This window comes from Rhodopseudomonas palustris (assembly GCF_003591005.1).
GTDB lineage: Bacteria > Pseudomonadota > Alphaproteobacteria > Rhizobiales > Xanthobacteraceae > Rhodopseudomonas > Rhodopseudomonas palustris_K.
This window is the reverse complement of the sequence record NZ_QYYD01000002.1, coordinates 269,071-285,052: the sequence shown is the minus strand read 5'-3', so window position 1 is coordinate 285,052 and position 15,982 is coordinate 269,071. Positions and strand designations below refer to the sequence as shown.

Annotated in this window: 15 protein-coding genes; 5 read left to right on the top strand and 10 right to left on the bottom strand. The window is 66.9% G+C overall.

Annotated elements, in window-relative coordinates; all coding sequences use genetic code 11:
• Nucleotides 1-2 precede the first annotated feature (2 nt).
• Genes nuoK through D4Q52_RS03210 form a run of 10 tightly spaced genes read right to left on the bottom strand, consistent with a single transcriptional unit; the run spans nt 3 to nt 9,395 of the window.
• Complete coding sequence (nuoK, locus tag D4Q52_RS03255; RefSeq protein ID WP_119855093.1) at nt 3-311, bottom strand: NADH-quinone oxidoreductase subunit NuoK; 309 nt, start codon at nt 309-311, stop codon at nt 3-5.
• Nucleotides 308-814 (bottom strand): NADH-quinone oxidoreductase subunit J family protein, encoded by a 507-nt coding sequence (locus tag D4Q52_RS03250; protein WP_119855092.1) that lies wholly within the window; start codon nt 812-814, stop codon nt 308-310. Before D4Q52_RS03250 ends, nuoK begins: the two co-directional genes overlap by 4 nt.
• A complete protein-coding gene (nuoI, locus tag D4Q52_RS03245; RefSeq protein ID WP_119855091.1) occupies nt 811-1,326 on the bottom strand; it encodes an NADH-quinone oxidoreductase subunit NuoI in 516 nt (171 codons plus the stop codon). Before nuoI ends, D4Q52_RS03250 begins: the two co-directional genes overlap by 4 nt.
• Nucleotides 1,323-2,282 carry an NADH-quinone oxidoreductase subunit NuoH gene (gene nuoH, locus D4Q52_RS03240; RefSeq protein WP_119855090.1) on the bottom strand — a complete coding sequence of 320 codons (960 nt, stop codon included), beginning with the start codon at nt 2,280-2,282 and terminating at the stop codon, nt 1,323-1,325. Before nuoH ends, nuoI begins: the two co-directional genes overlap by 4 nt.
• Entirely contained in the window at nt 2,279-4,897 is a 2,619-nt protein-coding gene (gene nuoG / locus D4Q52_RS03235; RefSeq protein WP_119855089.1) for an NADH-quinone oxidoreductase subunit NuoG, read from the bottom strand. The genes nuoH and nuoG overlap by 4 nt, the downstream gene beginning before the upstream one ends.
• Nucleotides 4,894-6,180: a complex I 51 kDa subunit family protein gene (locus D4Q52_RS03230; RefSeq protein WP_119855088.1), complete on the bottom strand. Its 1,287-nt coding sequence runs from the start codon at nt 6,178-6,180 to the stop codon at nt 4,894-4,896. The genes nuoG and D4Q52_RS03230 overlap by 4 nt, the downstream gene beginning before the upstream one ends.
• The gene (nuoE, locus tag D4Q52_RS03225) at nt 6,177-6,647 is read right to left on the bottom strand and encodes an NADH-quinone oxidoreductase subunit NuoE (RefSeq protein WP_119855087.1); all 471 of its coding nucleotides are present in this window, start codon (nt 6,645-6,647) and stop codon (nt 6,177-6,179) included. Before nuoE ends, D4Q52_RS03230 begins: the two co-directional genes overlap by 4 nt.
• Nucleotides 6,644-8,389 (bottom strand): NADH-quinone oxidoreductase subunit C/D, encoded by a 1,746-nt coding sequence (nuoC, locus tag D4Q52_RS03220; protein WP_119855086.1) that lies wholly within the window; start codon nt 8,387-8,389, stop codon nt 6,644-6,646. Before nuoC ends, nuoE begins: the two co-directional genes overlap by 4 nt.
• Nucleotides 8,386-9,009: a NuoB/complex I 20 kDa subunit family protein gene (locus tag D4Q52_RS03215; RefSeq protein ID WP_119855085.1), complete on the bottom strand. Its 624-nt coding sequence runs from the start codon at nt 9,007-9,009 to the stop codon at nt 8,386-8,388. The genes nuoC and D4Q52_RS03215 overlap by 4 nt, the downstream gene beginning before the upstream one ends.
• Nucleotides 9,006-9,395, bottom strand: coding sequence for an NADH-quinone oxidoreductase subunit A (locus D4Q52_RS03210; RefSeq protein ID WP_119855084.1), 390 nt, complete (start codon nt 9,393-9,395; stop codon nt 9,006-9,008). The genes D4Q52_RS03215 and D4Q52_RS03210 overlap by 4 nt, the downstream gene beginning before the upstream one ends.
• 93 nt (nt 9,396-9,488) lie before the next feature.
• Between D4Q52_RS03210 and D4Q52_RS26145 the strand changes: the two genes are divergently transcribed.
• The 5 genes from D4Q52_RS26145 to D4Q52_RS03190 all read left to right on the top strand — a co-directional run bounded on the left by D4Q52_RS26145 (nt 9,489) and on the right by D4Q52_RS03190 (nt 15,893).
• Nucleotides 9,489-9,767 carry a hypothetical protein gene (locus tag D4Q52_RS26145; protein WP_147407738.1) on the top strand — a complete coding sequence of 93 codons (279 nt, stop codon included), beginning with the start codon at nt 9,489-9,491 and terminating at the stop codon, nt 9,765-9,767.
• Between the two features lie 30 nt (nt 9,768-9,797).
• On the top strand, nt 9,798-11,606 hold the full coding sequence (locus D4Q52_RS03205; RefSeq protein WP_119855083.1) for a glucan ABC transporter ATP-binding protein/ permease: 1,809 nt from the start codon (nt 9,798-9,800) through the stop codon (nt 11,604-11,606).
• A 168-nt stretch (nt 11,607-11,774) separates the two neighbouring features.
• On the top strand, nt 11,775-13,226 hold the full coding sequence (locus D4Q52_RS03200; protein WP_119855082.1) for a D-alanyl-D-alanine carboxypeptidase family protein: 1,452 nt from the start codon (nt 11,775-11,777) through the stop codon (nt 13,224-13,226).
• A gap of 223 nt (nt 13,227-13,449) precedes the next feature.
• Nucleotides 13,450-15,138 carry a long-chain fatty acid--CoA ligase gene (locus D4Q52_RS03195; protein WP_119855081.1) on the top strand — a complete coding sequence of 563 codons (1,689 nt, stop codon included), beginning with the start codon at nt 13,450-13,452 and terminating at the stop codon, nt 15,136-15,138.
• 269 nt (nt 15,139-15,407) lie between these two features.
• Nucleotides 15,408-15,893: a peroxiredoxin gene (locus D4Q52_RS03190; protein WP_119855080.1), complete on the top strand. Its 486-nt coding sequence runs from the start codon at nt 15,408-15,410 to the stop codon at nt 15,891-15,893.
• The last annotated feature ends 89 nt before the right edge of the window (nt 15,894-15,982 follow it).

Sequence of the window (15,982 nt, the reverse complement as noted above, 5' to 3'; positions counted from 1 at the left end):
GCTCACCCCTTCATGCCGCTGATCAGATCGCTGTCGTCGCTGCCCGCGACACGGCGGATGCGCAGCAGCAGCGCGAGGCCGACCGCGACCTCGGCGGCGGCGAGCGTCAGCACGAGGATGAACATGCCCTGCCCCTGCGGATCGGCGTGATACGCGCCGGCGGCCACGAAGGCGAGCGCCGGGCCGCTGAGCGCGACTTCCAGCGCGACGAGCTGAAACATGATGCCGCGCCTTGCCAGCACGCCGAACACGCCGGTGGCGAACAGGCCGGCGGCGAGGATCATCAGGCCGATCAGATCGGAGCCGGTCATGATCCGCTCCTCGGGCTGCGATCGCTGCGGCCGATATGGCGGACGCCGATCAGGCCGGCGAGCAGCAGCAGCGAGGCGAGTTCGATCGCGACCGCCCATGGCCCGAACAGCAATCGGCCGACCTGCTGCGCCGACACCGGCGCCGCGGCCGTGTTCGCGGCGATGCCGAACTGGCCGAACAGGAACGGCGCGATCACCAACACCGACATCGCCAGCGGCACCGGCCAGGCGCCGCGCAGCGCCAGCCGCTCGCGCGCACTCGCTTGCGGCGAGGTCGGCAGCGTCATCACTACGAACACGAACAGCACGACGATGGCGCCCGCATAGATCATGATCAGCAGCACGGCCGCGAACGCCGCGCCGAGCGCAAAGAAGCACACGGCCAGCGCCAGCAGCGTCACCACCAGATACAGCAGCGCATGCACCGCATTGGGCCGCGTCACCGCGAGCCCGGCGGAGACGAGCGCGAAGGCACCGGCATAGAGCACGAGCACGAGACTCATGGCAGCAGCCCTTTCAGGTCCACAGGCGGCGCTTCGTGCTCCGCCTCGCCCTTGTCCTTGCCGGCGATCGCCTTGCCGGCCACCGACCAGTAGCGAGTGCCGCGCACCTTGCCCTCGCCGGCAATCAGGAGATCGTGCTTCTCGTACACCAGCGCATCGCGCCGCCATTCGCCGAGCTCGAAATCCGGCGTCAGCTGGATCGCCGACGTCGGGCACGCTTCCTCGCAGAAACCGCAGAAGATGCAGCGCGCGAAATTGATGCGGAAATGTTCGGGGTACCAACGACCGTCCTCGGCCACCGCCTTGGAAAGATCGATGCAGCCGACCGGGCACACCGCCGCGCAGAGATTGCAGGCGACGCAGCGCTCCTGCCCGTCCGGATCGCGGGTCAGCACGATGCGGCCGCGGCTGCGCGGATACAGCTTCGGCTTCTCCTCCGGATAGAGCTGCGTCTCCGGTTTGACGAACAGCTTGCGGCCGACCCGCAGCAGGGCTTCCAGCCATCCGATCATGACGCGCTCCTCGCCACCACGACGATGCCGGTGAGCAGCAGATTGAGCAGCGACAACGGCAGCGCGATCTTCCAGGCGAAGCCGAGCAACTGATCGTAGCGCGGCCGCGGCAGTGTCGCGCGCAGCCAGACGAACACGACCGCGATCACCCCGGTCTTGATGCCGAACCACACCGGGCCCGGCAGCCACGGCCCGAGCCAGCCGCCGAAGAACAGCGTGACCGCGAAAGCCGACACCAGCAGCACCGCGAGATACTCGCCGAGGAAAAACAGGCCGAACGACATGCCGGTGTATTCGGTGATAAATCCGGCGACGAGGTCGTTTTCCGATTCCGGCAGATCGAACGGCAGCCGGTGCGCGGCGGCGACGCCCGCGATGGTGAACAGCGCCGCGCCGAGCGGCTGCAGGGCGACGAACCAGACACCGCGCTGCGCCTCGACAATCTCGCTCAGCGACAGCGAGCCAGCGATCATCACGACGCCCATCAGCGACAGGCCGAGGAACACTTCGTAGGCCAGCATCTGCGCGGCAGCGCGCATGCCGCCCATCAGCGAAAAACGGTTGTGCGAACCCCAGGCGCCGAGCAGCACCGCATAGGCGGTGAGCCCCAGCATGCCGAGCAGAAACAGCACGCCGACATCGACCGGCGCCAACGCCAGCCCGTCGCCGATCGCCACCACACCAAAGCCGATCAGTACCGGCGTCGCAGCGACGGCCGGCGCCAAAATGTAGGTGAATTTGTCAGCGCCGGGCGGCGGAACGTCTTCCTTGGTGAGGATCTTCACCGTGTCGGCAACCCATTGCAGCGAGCCGAACGGCCCGACACGGTTCGGACCGTAGCGCTCCTGCACGAAGCCGAGCAGCCGCCGCTCGACCCAGGTGAAGGTGCCGGCGATCACCAGCAGCGCCATGATCAGCGCCACCGAGATGGCCGCGGTGAGCATCGTCCCGATCATGGCGCCGCCTCCACCCGCAACCGGTGCAGCGGCCCGCGCGGCACGACGAGGCCCGCGCTGATCGCGACGCAGCCGCGCGGCAGCGAGGCGTCGAGCGAGACAGGCACGGCACAGGGCTGGCCGTCGATCAGTACAGCTGCGCCGTCTGCGAGGCGGAGTGTTGCGGCGTCATCGGGATGCAACAGCAAGCGCGGCTGCGGCCGCCGCGCCGTCAACAGCGGGCCAGCGCGGCTGAGATCGAAGCCGGTGAAGGCATTGTGCAGCGGGATCAGCAGCAGCCCGTCGCCTTCAACTGGCGCGGGCGCTGCCGCATTCGGCAAGGATGCTTCGCCCGCTTTCAGCAGCATCGCGCCGGGGTCGCCGCCGCGCAGCGGGCCGCCGATCTCCTCGACGAACCGCGTGACGTTGTTGGCCGAGTGCTGGCCCGCGGTCTTGTAGCTGGTAATCAGCGGCGGCGGCACGGCGGTGCCGCGCGCGCCCTTGATGCCGAAGGTCAGCGGCGAATCCGGATCGAGCGGCGGCGCCGCATCGGCGAACTGCCCGGCGCGGTCGTCCGCGGTCCGGCCTGAATAGGGCCGCGGCGCACGCGTCACCTGCCCGTAGGCCATCATGAAGTCGGCATCCGGCGCGGCATCGGCGACGCCGACCAGATCGGGCCGCTCGACAATCAGGTCGCCGATCAGCGCATCCAGGCTATGCCAATCGCCGGCCCCGAACGCATCCAGTCGTCGCCACGACGACGGCGCCGTTTCCGATGGCGGCAGCGCGGCGATGAAGCGCTGAGCGCGACCTTCGTAGTTGACGTAGGTGCCGGTGCATTCGGTGAAGGCGGCGACCGGCAGCGCGACCGACGCCCGCGCGGTCGTCTCGCTCGCCATCGCATCCAGCGCGACCACGGCTTTGGCGGCCACCAACAGCCGCTCGACGCTGGCGCGCAGGGCGCGGTCGAACAGGTCGGCTTCGAGCACGATCGCGGTCTTGGCCGCGCCGCGCTCGAGCAACGCCGCGGCGCTCTCGATGCCGTCGCCACCGAGCAGCGCCAGACCGATACTGTTGGCCTCCGGCGGCAGCAACGCAATATGCACCTTGTCGCCGATCGCTGCGGCAATGGTAGCTGCAGCTTCGACGATCTCGGGGGACATCAGCGAGCAGCCGGCGATGATCAGCGGGCGCTGCGCGACCGCGAGGATTTCGGCCACACGGTGCGCGTCCGTGCCGCTCGCTGGCTTGCCGCCGAACGCATCGGCCACAGCGGCTCCGAATGTCGCGATCGCCAGCGGATCGCGGCGTAGGGCCAGCGTCGCGATGTCGTCGAGGTCATCAGCGAGCGGCGTAACCAGCATGATCGGCGACCGGCGGCCTTCGCCTGCGGTGCGCACGGCCGGATCGAGCCATGGCGGCACGCCCTTCTGTGCAGCGAGCTCACGCTCGGCGCCGCGCGCGGCCTGGCGCAGCGCCAGCGCCAGACGCGGCGACGCGTTGGTGAGATCCTCGCCGAGCACCAGCACCGCATCGGCGCGTTCGACCTCGGCCAGCGACGCCACCTTGGCGGGCCCGGCGCGGACAATCTCGACGATGCGCCGCACCAGCCGCGCTTCGGCATCCGAGACGCCAGCGAAGAAACGCTCCGGCCCCACCAGCCGCTGCAGCGCGTAGTTGGCTTCCAGCGACGCGCGCGGCGAGCCGATGCCGATGGCGCCCTCAGCCACTGCCGCATGCGCCGCCGCGCAGGCGTCATGCATGCTCGCCGGCTCGCCGTTCAGCAGTGGCTCGCGCAGCCGCTGCTTCGACACGACGTGCAGCGGGCCGTAGCGGCCGCGGTCGCAGATGAAATAGCCGTTGAGTGCGCCGTGATAACGGTTCTGCACCCGGCGCACCCGCCCGCCGCGCTGGTCGACCAGGATGTTGCAGCCGAGCGAACAATGCGGGCAGACGGACGGCGTGGCCCGCATGTCCCATTTGCGCGCATAGTCCTGCGACCAGCCCTTGTCGTTGAACACGCCGGTCGGACAGACTTCGGCGAGATTGCCGGCGAACGGGCTCTGCAGCGCGCCGTCCTCGGCGCGGCCGAAATACACGTTATCGTGCGCGCCGAAAGCGTCGAGATCGCGCCCGCCAGCATAATCGCGATAAAACCGCGTGCAGCGATAGCAGGCGATGCAGCGGTTCATCTCGTGCGTCAGCAGCGGGCCGAGATCCTGATTTCGGTGCGTGCGTTTGTCGAAGCGATAGCGGCGGACATTGTGGCCGGTGGCGATCGTCATGTCCTGCAGATGGCAGGAGCCGGCCTCTTCGCACACCGGGCAATCGTGCGGATGGTTGACCATCAGCCACTCGATCACCTGCGCGCGGAATGCCACCGCTTCGGGATCGCTGATTGAGACGCGCTCGACATCGGCCACCGGCGTCATGCAGCTCATCACGATGCGGCCGTCTTTGTCTTCCGGCCCGGCATACACCTTCACGGCGCACTGCCGGCAAGCGCCGACCGAGCCGAGCGCGCCGTGCCAGCAGAAATACGGCACGTCGATGCCGTGCGCCAGGCACGCCGACAGCAGGTCGTCGCCGTCCTTGGCTTCGATGATGCGGCCGTCGATGTCGAGCTTCCTGGTCATGCGCGGCCCACCGGACAATGTCCCGCAAGGTGGGCAGTGAAAATATCGCCGAAGCGTTCGAGGCCGCTGCGCAACGGCGTCAGCGCGCCGGTGTTGAGATCGCAGTAGCTGCGGCCGGATGGACCCGACAGCGCGACGTGCTGATGCAGCACGTCGATGTCGGCGCGCGTACCCTTGCCGGCCTCGAGCGCGTCGAGCAGCTTCGCCACCCACGGCAGGCCGTCGCGGCACGGCGTGCATAGCCCGCAGCTCTCGCGCGCGTAGAAGCGCAGATGCCGCCCGATCGCGGCGACGGGACAGGCGTGGTCGTCGAGCACGATCAGCGCGCCGGTACCGAGCGAAGAGCCAGCTTTCTTGGTGTGGGCGAAGTCGAGCGGCACGTCGAGATCGGCGGCTTCGAGAAACGCCGTAGCGCCGCCGCCGGGCTGGAAGGCCAGCAGCGAGCGCCCCTGGCGAATGCCGCCGCACAACTCGAGCAATTCGCGCGCGGTCGTCCCCATCGGCGCTTCGATGAGTTGCGGCCGCGTCACGCAGCCGGAGATGCCGTACAGTTTGGTGCCGCCCTCCTCACTGCGCGCGAGCGAGCGATACCAGTCGGCGCCGTTCGCGATAATCGACGGCATCGCCGACAGCGTCTCGACATTGTTGACCGTGGTCGGCCGTCCCCACAGCCCACTCACCGCCGGATAAGGCGGCCGATGCCGCGGCACCGGGCGCTCGCCTTCGAGCGCCGCGATCAGCGCGGTTTCTTCACCAACGATGTAGCGGCCCGCCGACGCGTGCACCCGCATCGCCAGATCGAAGCCCGAGCCGAGGATATCGCGGCCGAGCAGCCCAGCGCCTTCGGCCTCGGCGATCGCCCGCGTCAGCGCCGCTGCCGCCGCGCGATATTCGTCGCGCACCAGGATGATCACTTCGCTCGCGCCGATCGCGTAGGCGGCGATCAGCGCGCCTTCGACCAGCTGATGCGGCAGCGCCTCCATCAGCAGGCGATCCTTGAATGAGCCCGGCTCGGTCTCGTCGCCATTGACGCACAGATAGCGCGGCCCGGGTCCTGCCTTCTCGGCGCCGCTACGCATGAAGCGCCATTTATTCGCGGTCGGAAAACCCGCGCCGCCGCGGCCGCGCAGGCCGGCGGCCTCGACCATCGCGATGATCGCCTCGGGACTGTGGCGCTTCAGCGCCTGCGATGCCGCCGCGTAACCACCGAGCCCACGCCAGGCGGCGAGGCTGTGTGGCTGACGATCGGCGCGGGCGCGGCCGGTGAGCGGCTTGTCGCTCATCGCGCACCTCCGATTAGCGCGTCGATAGCATCCGGCGTCAGCGGTCCAACTAATTTGCGCTCAGGCCCGACCAGCGCCACCGGCGCACGGTCGCAGCCGCCGACGCAGCAAATGTTGATCAGCGTGAATTTGCCGTCGGGCGTAGTTTCGCCGAAGCCGATGCCGAGCTTCTGCATCACCGCATCGCGCACCGCGTCGCCGCCGCACAGATAGCAACTCAACCCGTCGCACAGCAGGATCACGGTGTCGCCGACTGGGCGGCGGAAGATCTGGCTGTAGAACGTGGCGAGACTCTCGATCTCGGCGGTGGTGACGCCGAGCGTGCGCGCGGCCTCCGCCAGATGCTTGTCCGACACCCAGCCTTCGGCTTCCTGCACCAGCTTCAGCGCGTCGAGCATCGCGGCCTTGCCGCCGTGGGCAGCGGCGGCCTGCGCGATCGCGGTCTTGATCGGGGGGCTGAGGCTCATCGGTCGACGTCCGACATCACGTAGTCGATGCTGCCGAGGTAAGCGACGAGATCGGCCACCATCATGCCGGGCGCCACCGCGGAGATCATCTGCAGATGCGGGAACGACGGCGTGCGGATGCGGGTGCGATAGCTCGACGGCTCGCCGTCGGAGATCAGCGCAAACTGCGTCAACCCGCGCACGGTCTCGACCTGACCGGTGGTTTCGCCGGGCGGCAGCACCGGTCCCCAGCTCGCGCCGACGAAGTGATGGATCATGGTCTCGATGTCGTGCAGCATGCGCTCGCGCGGCGGCGGCGTGGTCAGCGGATGATCGGCCTTGATCGGGCCGGGCGGCATGTTGTCGACGCATTGGCGGATAATCTTCAGCGACTGCCGGATCTCCTCGACGCGGACCACCGTGCGATCGAAGCAATCGCCGTTGACGCCCGTCGGAATCTCGAACTCGAAATGCTCGAAGCCGGCGTAAGGCCGCGCCTTGCGCACGTCCCAAGCCTGACCGGTCGCGCGCAGCCCCGGCCCGGTGACGCCCCAATCATGCGCCATCGCGGTGTCGTAAGCCGCCACGCCCTTGGTGCGGGCGCGGAAGATTTCGTTGCGCAGCACCATGCCTTCGTAGTCGTCGAGCCGCGACGGCATCCAATCGAGAAATTCGCGGACAAGCTTGTCCCAGCCGTCCGGCAGATCCATCGACAGGCCGCCGATGCGGAAGTAACCGGGATGCATTCGCGCGCCGGTGATCGACTCGATGACGCGATAGCCGCGCTCGCGGTCGGTGAACATGTAGAACACCGGCGACATCGCACCGGTGTCCTGCGCCATGGTGCCGTAGAACAAGAGGTGGTTCATGATGCGGAACATTTCCGACAGCATGATCCGCACCGTCAGCGCGCGATCCGGCACCGTGATGCCGCAGGCCTTCTCCACCGCCTGTAGATACGGCATCTCGCCCATTACGCCGCCGAGGTAATCGACGCGGTCGGTGTAGGGCAGGAAGTTGTGCCAGGTCTGGCGCTCGGCCATCTTCTCGGCGCCGCGATGGTGAAAGCCGATGTCGGGGCGCGCTGCAACGATCTCCTCGCCGTCGAGCGCCAGCACGATGCGAAACACGCCGTGGGTCGCCATCGAATGCGGGCCGTAGTTGAGGATCATCAGTTCGACGCCGTCGCGATGCGTCGGCAGGCCGAATTTCTCCGGGTCGGCCGCGAGCGCGTGCTCCTTGGCGTCGAACAGCGCCGCCGTCATGTTGAACAACGGCCGCTCGGTGGCGCGACCCGGCTGGGTCTTGCGCATCGGATGGCCTTCCCAGCCGGGCGGCAGCAGAATGCGCAGCGAATGCGGCTGCAGCTCGAACTCGACGCCGAACATGTCGTAGGCTTCGCGCTCGTACCACAGCGCGTTGGGAAACACGGTGCCGATCGACTTGGCGCGCGGATACTCTGCGTCGAGTGGGGTCTTGATCCGGATGTCGGCGTTGCGGTCGTGCGACAGCAGATGGCTGGCGATGGTGATACCGCTCGGCGGCTGCCCCTCGCGGTGCTTTCGCGCGGTTTCGTCGATCGCCCAGAGATCGACCAACATTTTGAATGGCTGTTCGATCTCGTCCTTCAAATAACGATGCACGGCGATCGTCGCTTCCGGACGGATCCACACCGTCGGGAAATGATCGCGCGTGATCTGCTCGCCCAGCACCGCGTCTCCAAACCGCGCACTGAGCTCGCCGACGAGTTTCGACGTGCTCACAATCGCTCCGGAGGATCGAGAAGGGTCTGCGCCATGCGTTCGTCGTGGCGCTGGTCGCGCCGACGCGGCGCATCGAATCCGAGGCCGGCGGTGTTGCCGATGGTGACGCCGAGCGGGCGTCGTTCGCTGCCGATCTGCTGCTGCAGCATGATCAGCGCATCGAGCATCGCCTCCGGCCGCGGCGGACAGCCGGGGATGTAGACGTCGACCGGAATGAAGCGGTCGACGCCCTGCACCACCGAATAGATGTCGTACATGCCGCCCGAACAGGCGCAGGCGCCCATCGCGATCACCCATCGCGGCGCGCGCATCTGCTCGTAGAGCCGCAGCAGCGGTGCTGCCATCTTGTGAAACACGGTGCCGGACACGACCAGCAGGTCGGCCTGCCGCGGCGAAGCGCGGATCACTTCGGCGCCGAAGCGCGCCTGATCATAGACCGGCGTCAGCACCGTCACCTGTTCGACGTAGCAGCACGACAGCCCGAAATTGAACGGCCACAGGCTGTGCTTGCGCGACCACGCGGTGAGGTCCTCGAGCGTGGTGAACAGGCTCGATAGCGCCATATGCTCTTCGACCGAGACCGGCTCGGCGGGCGAGAGCGGATTCGGCGTGAGCGTCATCGCTTGCGCTCCTTGTGCCAGTCGAGCGCGCCGTCGGCCCACAGATACACCAGCGCCAGCAGCAGCACGCCGATGAACACCGCAGCCTCGATCAGCCCGAACCAGCCGGTGTCGCGCGCCGCAACCGCCCAAGCGAACAGGATGGCGGCTTCCATGTCGAAAATCACGAACAGCGCCGCGATCAGGAAGTACGGCGCGTTAACGGGCCCCTGCTGCGGCGCCGCTGGCAGAACGCCGCCCTCATAAGGAACGTCAGCGCGGGCGCCCGAGCGTTTCTCGCGCAGCCAGGCGGCAACCAGCATGATCGCGGCGACGATCCCGGCCGACAACGCCACGTGGATGGCGAGCGCGGCGCCCGGATCGATCGGGAAGATCAGCTCGCTCACCGCTGGCTCCTTTTTGAACGGCAGGGACGCAGGCGGACTCCAGGCGCAGGGCCTGGGCCGCGATGCATCGTCACCATGTCATCCGGAGCGTCAATGACTGTTGACGCCGATCAAGGTCCGACCCGCGCGGTTGAGAAATCCCGGTTCGATTTCCAAAGCTTGGCGAGCGGTAAAATTCGTCGAAAAGGCTGCCGCGCAGTGCTTTCTGAGCGCGGCAGCCTCGGAGCCGGCGGCGCTTGGATCGAATCGCGCGCAGACTGCGGCACCATGCCGCCCGGTTCGATCGACCTGCCGCTTCTCCGCCGGGCGTCGCCGCGTCCCTGCACAGCTTCGTTCGCCACGTACATTCCGCTGCGGCGGCAAATCATCTAATCCTACGGCTTCATCGTTCGGGGGCGGTCGATGTCGCTGCTACGTCTCTACACCCGTGTGCTCGGGCTGCTCGGCAAGGAGGCGCGACTCGGCTGGGCGCTGGCCGTCGCCAACCTGCTGCTGGCGGTCGCGCAATTCGCCGAGCCGGTGCTGTTCGGCCGGATCGTCGACGTCATGAGCGGCAATCTCGCCACCGGCGCGCTGGTGCCGGAGAGCCGCTCGCCCTGGCCGCTGCTCGCCGCCTGGGCGTTGTTCGGGCTGTTCACCATCGTCTGCTCCGCCGCCGTCTCGCTGCACGCCGACCGGCTGGCGCATCGCCAGCGCCAGGTGATCCTCACCAGCTATTTCGAACACATCCTGCAGTTGCCGCTGACCTTCCACACCGGCACGCATTCGGGCCGGCTGATGAAGGTGATGCTGCAGGGGACAGATGCGCTGTGGCGCGTGTGGCTCGGCTTCTTCCGCGAGCATTTCGCCGCGGTGCTGTCGCTGCTCGTGCTGTTGCCGCTGTCGCTGACCATCAACTGGCGGCTGGCGTTGCTGCTGTTCGTCCTGTGCGGCGTCTTCACGGTGCTGACCACGCTGGTGGTGCGCAAGACCTACGGCATGCAGAACGAGGTTGAGCAGCAGTACAGCGACCTCTCCGCCCGCGCCTCCGACGCGGTCGGCAACGTCGCGCTGGTGCAGAGCTTCGTGCGGATCGACGCCGAGGTGCAGGGACTGCGCTTCGTCGCCGACAAGCTGCTCGCCGCGCAGATGCCGGTGCTGTCATGGTGGGCGCTGGTGACCGTGATCACCAAAGCCTCCACCACCATCACGGTGCTGGCGATCTTCGCGCTCGGCATCTGGCTCAATCAGCAGGGCCTCACCAGCGTCGGCGAGATCGTGATGTTCGTGTCGTTCGCGACGCTGCTGATCCAGCGGCTCGAACAGGTGGTGAGCTTCATCAACACCCTGATGATGGAAGCGCCACGGCTGCAGGAATTCATCACGGTGTTCGACGCCGTGCCGGCGGTGCGCGATCGGCCCGATGCGATCGACCCTGGCCGAGTCGCGGGCCTGGTGGAGTTCGACGACGTCTCGTTCTCCTACGACGGCAAGCGGCCGGCGGTCGAAGACCTGACGCTGACCGCGCTGCCGGGCCAGACCATCGCGCTGGTCGGCGCCACCGGCGCCGGCAAGTCCACCGCGATCGCGCTGCTGCATCGCGCGTTCGATCCACAGTCCGGCACGGTGAAAGTCGACGGCATGGACGTGCGCGGCCTGACGCTGGCCGGGCTTCGCCGCAACATCGGTGTGGTGTTTCAGGAGGCGCTGCTGTTCGACCGCTCGATTGCCGACAATCTGCGGGTCGGCAAACCCGACGCCACCGACGAGGAGCTGCGCCGGGCTGCCGAGCGCGCGCAGGCGCTGCAGTTCATCGAGCGCAGCGAGCGCGGCTTCGACACCAACGCGGGCGAACGCGGCCGGATGCTGTCCGGCGGCGAACGCCAGCGGCTGTCGATCGCCCGCGCGCTGCTCAAGGATCCGCCGATCCTGATCCTCGACGAGGCGACCTCGGCGCTCGACGCCGTCACCGAGGCCAAGGTCAATCTGGCGCTCGACGAGCTGATGAAGGGCCGCACTACCTTCGTGATCGCGCACAGGCTGTCGACCATCCGCCACGCCACCCGCATCCTGGTGTTCGAGAACGGAAAGGTGATCGAAAGCGGAACCTTTGATGAACTCGTCGCTCAGCGCGGCCATTTCGCCGAGCTGGCGCGGGCGCAATTCATGATCCAGGACGACGCGCGCGCCGCCGTCGCGACAGCGGCCGGCGACACAGCCGCGCAGACCTGAGCACCGCCGAATTTCGGCCCCTTTCATCCCCGATTAACCGCAGCCTCACTCTGTTCGACGAGCATGAGCCGGTATAGGGTCGGGTCTGCTGGGCCAACGCCTGAAACCCGAACGTCAACCCGTAAAGACCTCGTCCTCCGGACGGATCTCAAGGACCGGAATCGGATAGTGCACTTCTTCACCGCGCAGCCTCGCAAATCGCCGGTCGTCTGGACTTTCCTCGCCGCCTTGATCGCGCTGACGGCGTTGCCGCGGCTCGCCGCCGCTGAGGCGCTGCTGCTGGTCGAAGCCGATAGCGGCAAGGTGCTGCAGGCGGAGAACGCGACGTATCCCTGGCATCCGGCCTCGGTCACCAAGATCATGACCGCCTACGTCACGCTGAAGGCGGTGAAGGAAGGCAAGCTGACGCTCGACACCCTGCTGACGGTGTCGCCGACCGCAGCCGCGCAGTCACCGTCGAAGATGGGCTTTCGCCCTGGCACGCAGCTCACCGTCGATAACGCGTTGAAGATGATGATGGTGAAGTCGGCCAACGACATGGCGGTCGTGCTGGCCGAAGGCGTCGGCGGCTCGATCGACGGCTTCTCCGAGCAGATGAACGCAACCGCGCAGCGGCTCGGCATGACGCAGACCCACTACGTCAATCCGAACGGGCTGCCGGCCGAAGAGCAAGTGACCTCGGCGCGCGACCTCGCGATTCTGGCCCGCGCGATGATCCGCGACCTGCCCGAATACGAGTACTTCGTCCACATTCCGGCAATCCGCTTCGGCAAGCGCGTCACCCACAATTTCAACAAGCTGATCGGTCGCTATCCGGGCGCCGACGGTTTCAAGACCGGCTTCATCTGCGCCTCGGGCTACAATCTGGTCGCCAGCGCCACCCGCAACGGCCGCCGGCTGATCGCCGTGGTGCTCGGCGCCAATTCGGGCCAGGATCGCGCCGTCAAGGCCGCGCAGCTGCTCGAGCGCGGCTTTTCGGCCAACACGCTGGCGTGGCTGACGCCGTCGCTCGGCACCGTGGACAACCTGGCGCCGATCGACGCGACGCCCCCCAATTTGCGCGACGAGATGTGCGGGCCGAAGCGCAAGCGCCCGGCCAGCGACGAAGACGAGCAGGTCGCCAGCGTGATTGCCAATGGCGAGACCGCGCTGTCGATGTTCTCGCCGCCGGTGCTGCGCCCGGTCGATATGATCGCCGCCGCGCCGGCGCCGACCGAACCCGTGATCGTCTACACCGGCCCGACCCGAACCGGCGCAGCGCTGATCGCCACGGCGGCGCAGGACGCCGATCAGCAGACGGCCGAAAGCCACAAGAAAAAGACCGTTGCGAAGAAGAAGGGCCCCAAGTCCAAGGACGACGCCAAGGAGGCCGTCGCAACCGAGAAATCCAACGGCCGCACCTCGGTGACGATCGACACCTCGGCCAAGCCCAAGGCCAAGAGCGCCGCCAAGCCATCCGCGGCCAAACCCGCAGCACCCAGGCATGCTGCCGCCAAGTCGGACGCTGCAAAGCCCGACGCGGCCGACAAGCCGACGACGGCGAAGCCGAAACCGAAGCCCGCCGCCAAGCCCGCAGCTAACGCCGCGAGCGACAGCAAGCCTGCCAAGCCCGGCACCTGACCGTCCGCCGATCCGCCTTGCCGCTGCGGTGTTAACTGAGCTTTGCACCCGCCGATCTGCGGCGGCCGGTCAGCTTGCGTTCGGGCGCCGCTTCCCTCAATACTCCCCGCGTCATCGCCACGCTTGACCTGCCGCGCCTTTCGGCGAATTCGCTGCGGCGAAGCGGTGTGCGACAATCAACAAGGCGGAGCTGCACGCTCCCCGGCGATGTGAGGAAAACACCATGGAGCGGGTCTGGCTCAAGCATTATCCGCCGGGCATTCCGGCCGACATCGACGTCACGCGCTATCCGTCGCTGGTCGAGCTGTTCGAGGAGAGCTTCAAGAGCTTCGGCGACCGCAAAGCCTTCATCTGCATGGACAAGGCCATCACCTACCGTGAGCTCGACGAGATGTCGGTCGCGCTCGGCGCCTATCTGCAGGGCAAGGGGCTGAAGAAGGGCGCGCGCGTCGCGCTGATGATGCCCAACGTGCTGCAATATCCGGTGGCGATCGCCGCCGTGCTGCGCGCCGGTTTCGCCGTCGTCAACGTCAACCCGCTGTATACGCCGCGCGAACTCGAGCATCAGCTGAAGGATTCCGGCGCCGAGGCCATCATCGTGCTGGAGAACTTCGCCCACACCGTCGAACAGGTGATCAGCAGGACCGCCGTCAAGCACGTCGTCGTCGCCACGATGGGCGACCTGCTCGGCCTCAAGGGCATCATCGTCAATCTCGTGGTGCGCAGGATCAAGAAGATGGTGCCGGCGTTCTCGCTGCCCGGCGCGGTCAGCTACAACGACGCCGTCGCGGCCGGACGCGGACAGAAGTTCACCAAGCCGGTGATCGGGCCGAACGACGTCGCCTTCCTGCAATACACCGGCGGCACAACGGGCGTCTCCAAGGGTGCGACGCTGCTGCACAGCAACGTCGTCGCCAACGTGCTGCAGAACGACGCCTGGCTGCAGCCCGCGCTCGCCAAGCCGCCGCATGTCGACCAGCTGTTCATCGTCTGCGCGCTGCCGCTGTATCACATCTTCGCGCTGACGGCCTGCTACCTGCTCGGCCTGCGCGCCGGCGGCGTCAACCTGTTGATCCCCAACCCGCGCGACATTCCGGGCTTTATCAAGGAGCTGTCGAAATATCAGGTCAACAGCTTCCCCGCCGTCAACACGCTGTACAACGGCCTGCTGCACGCCCCGGGCTTCGACAAGCTCGACTTCTCCAAGCTCAAGATCTCCAACGGCGGCGGCATGGCGGTGCAACGTCCGGTCGCCGAAGCGTGGCTGAAGATGACCGGCTGCCCGATCGCCGAAGGCTATGGCCTGTCCGAGACCGCGCCGGTGCTGACCTGCAATCCGGCGACCGTCACCGAGTTCAATGGCACGATCGGAATTCCGGTGCCGTCGACCTATCTGTCGATCCGCGACGACGAGGGCAACGAAGTGCCGTTCGGAACGGCCGGCGAAATCTGCGCCAAGGGCCCGCAGGTGATGTCGGGCTATTGGAATCGCCCGGATGAGACCGCGCTGGTGATGACCGCCGACGGATATTTCCGCACCGGCGATGTCGGCATCATGAACCCGGACGGCTTCACCAAGATCGTTGACCGCAAGAAGGATATGATCCTGGTCTCGGGCTTCAACGTCTATCCCAACGAAGTCGAGGAAGTGATCGCCAGCCATCCCGGCGTGCTGGAATGCGCGGTGATCGGCGTTCCGGACGAGCGCACCGGCGAGTCCGTCAAAGCCTTCGTGGTGAAGAAGGATCCGGACGTCACCGCGGAAGACATCATCAAGTTCTGTCACACCGAGCTGACGAACTACAAGGTGCCACGCAAGATCGAATTCCGCACCACGCTGCCGAAGACCAATGTCGGCAAGATCCTGCGCCGCGAACTGCGCGACGAGAAGAAGGATCAGGCGGCGGCTTAGCCCCAAGCACGTCATTCCGGGGCGCGCGTCTTCGCGCGAACCCGGAATCCAGAAGCGTTCTGCGATGATGCCTCTCCGAGAGGCCGAGATTCCGGGTTCGCTCGCCAAAGGGCGAGCGCCCCGGAATGACGAACTTTGAGGCTGTGCTCCACCCACGATGACGAAGGCGCGGAGCAAGCAAGCTTCGCGACGCCCGCCGCCGTCCGATTGTTGTCAGTACCATTCCCGCAGGTTAGAACCGGTCGCACCTTTTCAGGGAGAGACCGCAGATGACCATCAAGGTAGGCGACAGTTTGCCCGGCGCGACGTTCCGCGTCATGACCGAGGACGGCGTTCAGACCAAGACCACCGACGACATCTTCAAGGGCAAGAAGGTCGCGCTGTTCGCCGTGCCCGGCGCTTACACCGGAACCTGCCACAAGATGCATCTGCCGAGCATCTTCCTCAACGCCTACGCGATGAAGGACAAGGGCATCGACACCGTTGCGATCATCTCGGTCAACGACGCCTTCGTGATGAACGCCTGGAAGCGCGACACTGACCAGCGCGACGAGGCGATCTTCCTGGCCGACGGCAATGCCGACTTCACCAAGGCGATCGGCATGGAAATGGACGGTTCCGGTTTCGGCCTCGGCATCCGCTCGAAACGCTATTCGATGCTGGTGGAGGACGGCGTGGTGAAAACGTTCAACCTCGAGCCGAACCCCGGCAAGGTCGAAGTCTCCGGCGGCGACACGCTGCTCGGGCAGCTGTGAGCTGAACTAACGACGCGGTAAACGTCATCCTGAGGTGCGCGCGCAACGCGCGCCTCGAAGGATGAGCCGCACGCATTCGTAGCCGCATC

Coding starts and splice junctions, on each gene's coding strand:
- nuoK (WP_119855093.1), bottom strand. CDS start 311: ATGACCGGCTCCGATCTGATCGGCCTGATGATCCTCGCCGCCGGCCTG.
- D4Q52_RS03250 (WP_119855092.1), bottom strand. CDS start 814: ATGAGTCTCGTGCTCGTGCTCTATGCCGGTGCCTTCGCGCTCGTCTCC.
- nuoI (WP_119855091.1), bottom strand. CDS start 1,326: ATGATCGGATGGCTGGAAGCCCTGCTGCGGGTCGGCCGCAAGCTGTTC.
- nuoH (WP_119855090.1), bottom strand. CDS start 2,282: ATGATCGGGACGATGCTCACCGCGGCCATCTCGGTGGCGCTGATCATG.
- nuoG (WP_119855089.1), bottom strand. CDS start 4,897: ATGACCAGGAAGCTCGACATCGACGGCCGCATCATCGAAGCCAAGGAC.
- D4Q52_RS03230 (WP_119855088.1), bottom strand. CDS start 6,180: ATGAGCGACAAGCCGCTCACCGGCCGCGCCCGCGCCGATCGTCAGCCA.
- nuoE (WP_119855087.1), bottom strand. CDS start 6,647: ATGAGCCTCAGCCCCCCGATCAAGACCGCGATCGCGCAGGCCGCCGCT.
- D4Q52_RS03215 (WP_119855085.1), bottom strand. CDS start 9,009: ATGACGCTCACGCCGAATCCGCTCTCGCCCGCCGAGCCGGTCTCGGTC.
- D4Q52_RS26145 (WP_147407738.1), top strand. CDS start 9,489: ATGACTGTTGACGCCGATCAAGGTCCGACCCGCGCGGTTGAGAAATCC.
- D4Q52_RS03205 (WP_119855083.1), top strand. CDS start 9,798: ATGTCGCTGCTACGTCTCTACACCCGTGTGCTCGGGCTGCTCGGCAAG.
- D4Q52_RS03195 (WP_119855081.1), top strand. CDS start 13,450: ATGGAGCGGGTCTGGCTCAAGCATTATCCGCCGGGCATTCCGGCCGAC.
- D4Q52_RS03190 (WP_119855080.1), top strand. CDS start 15,408: ATGACCATCAAGGTAGGCGACAGTTTGCCCGGCGCGACGTTCCGCGTC.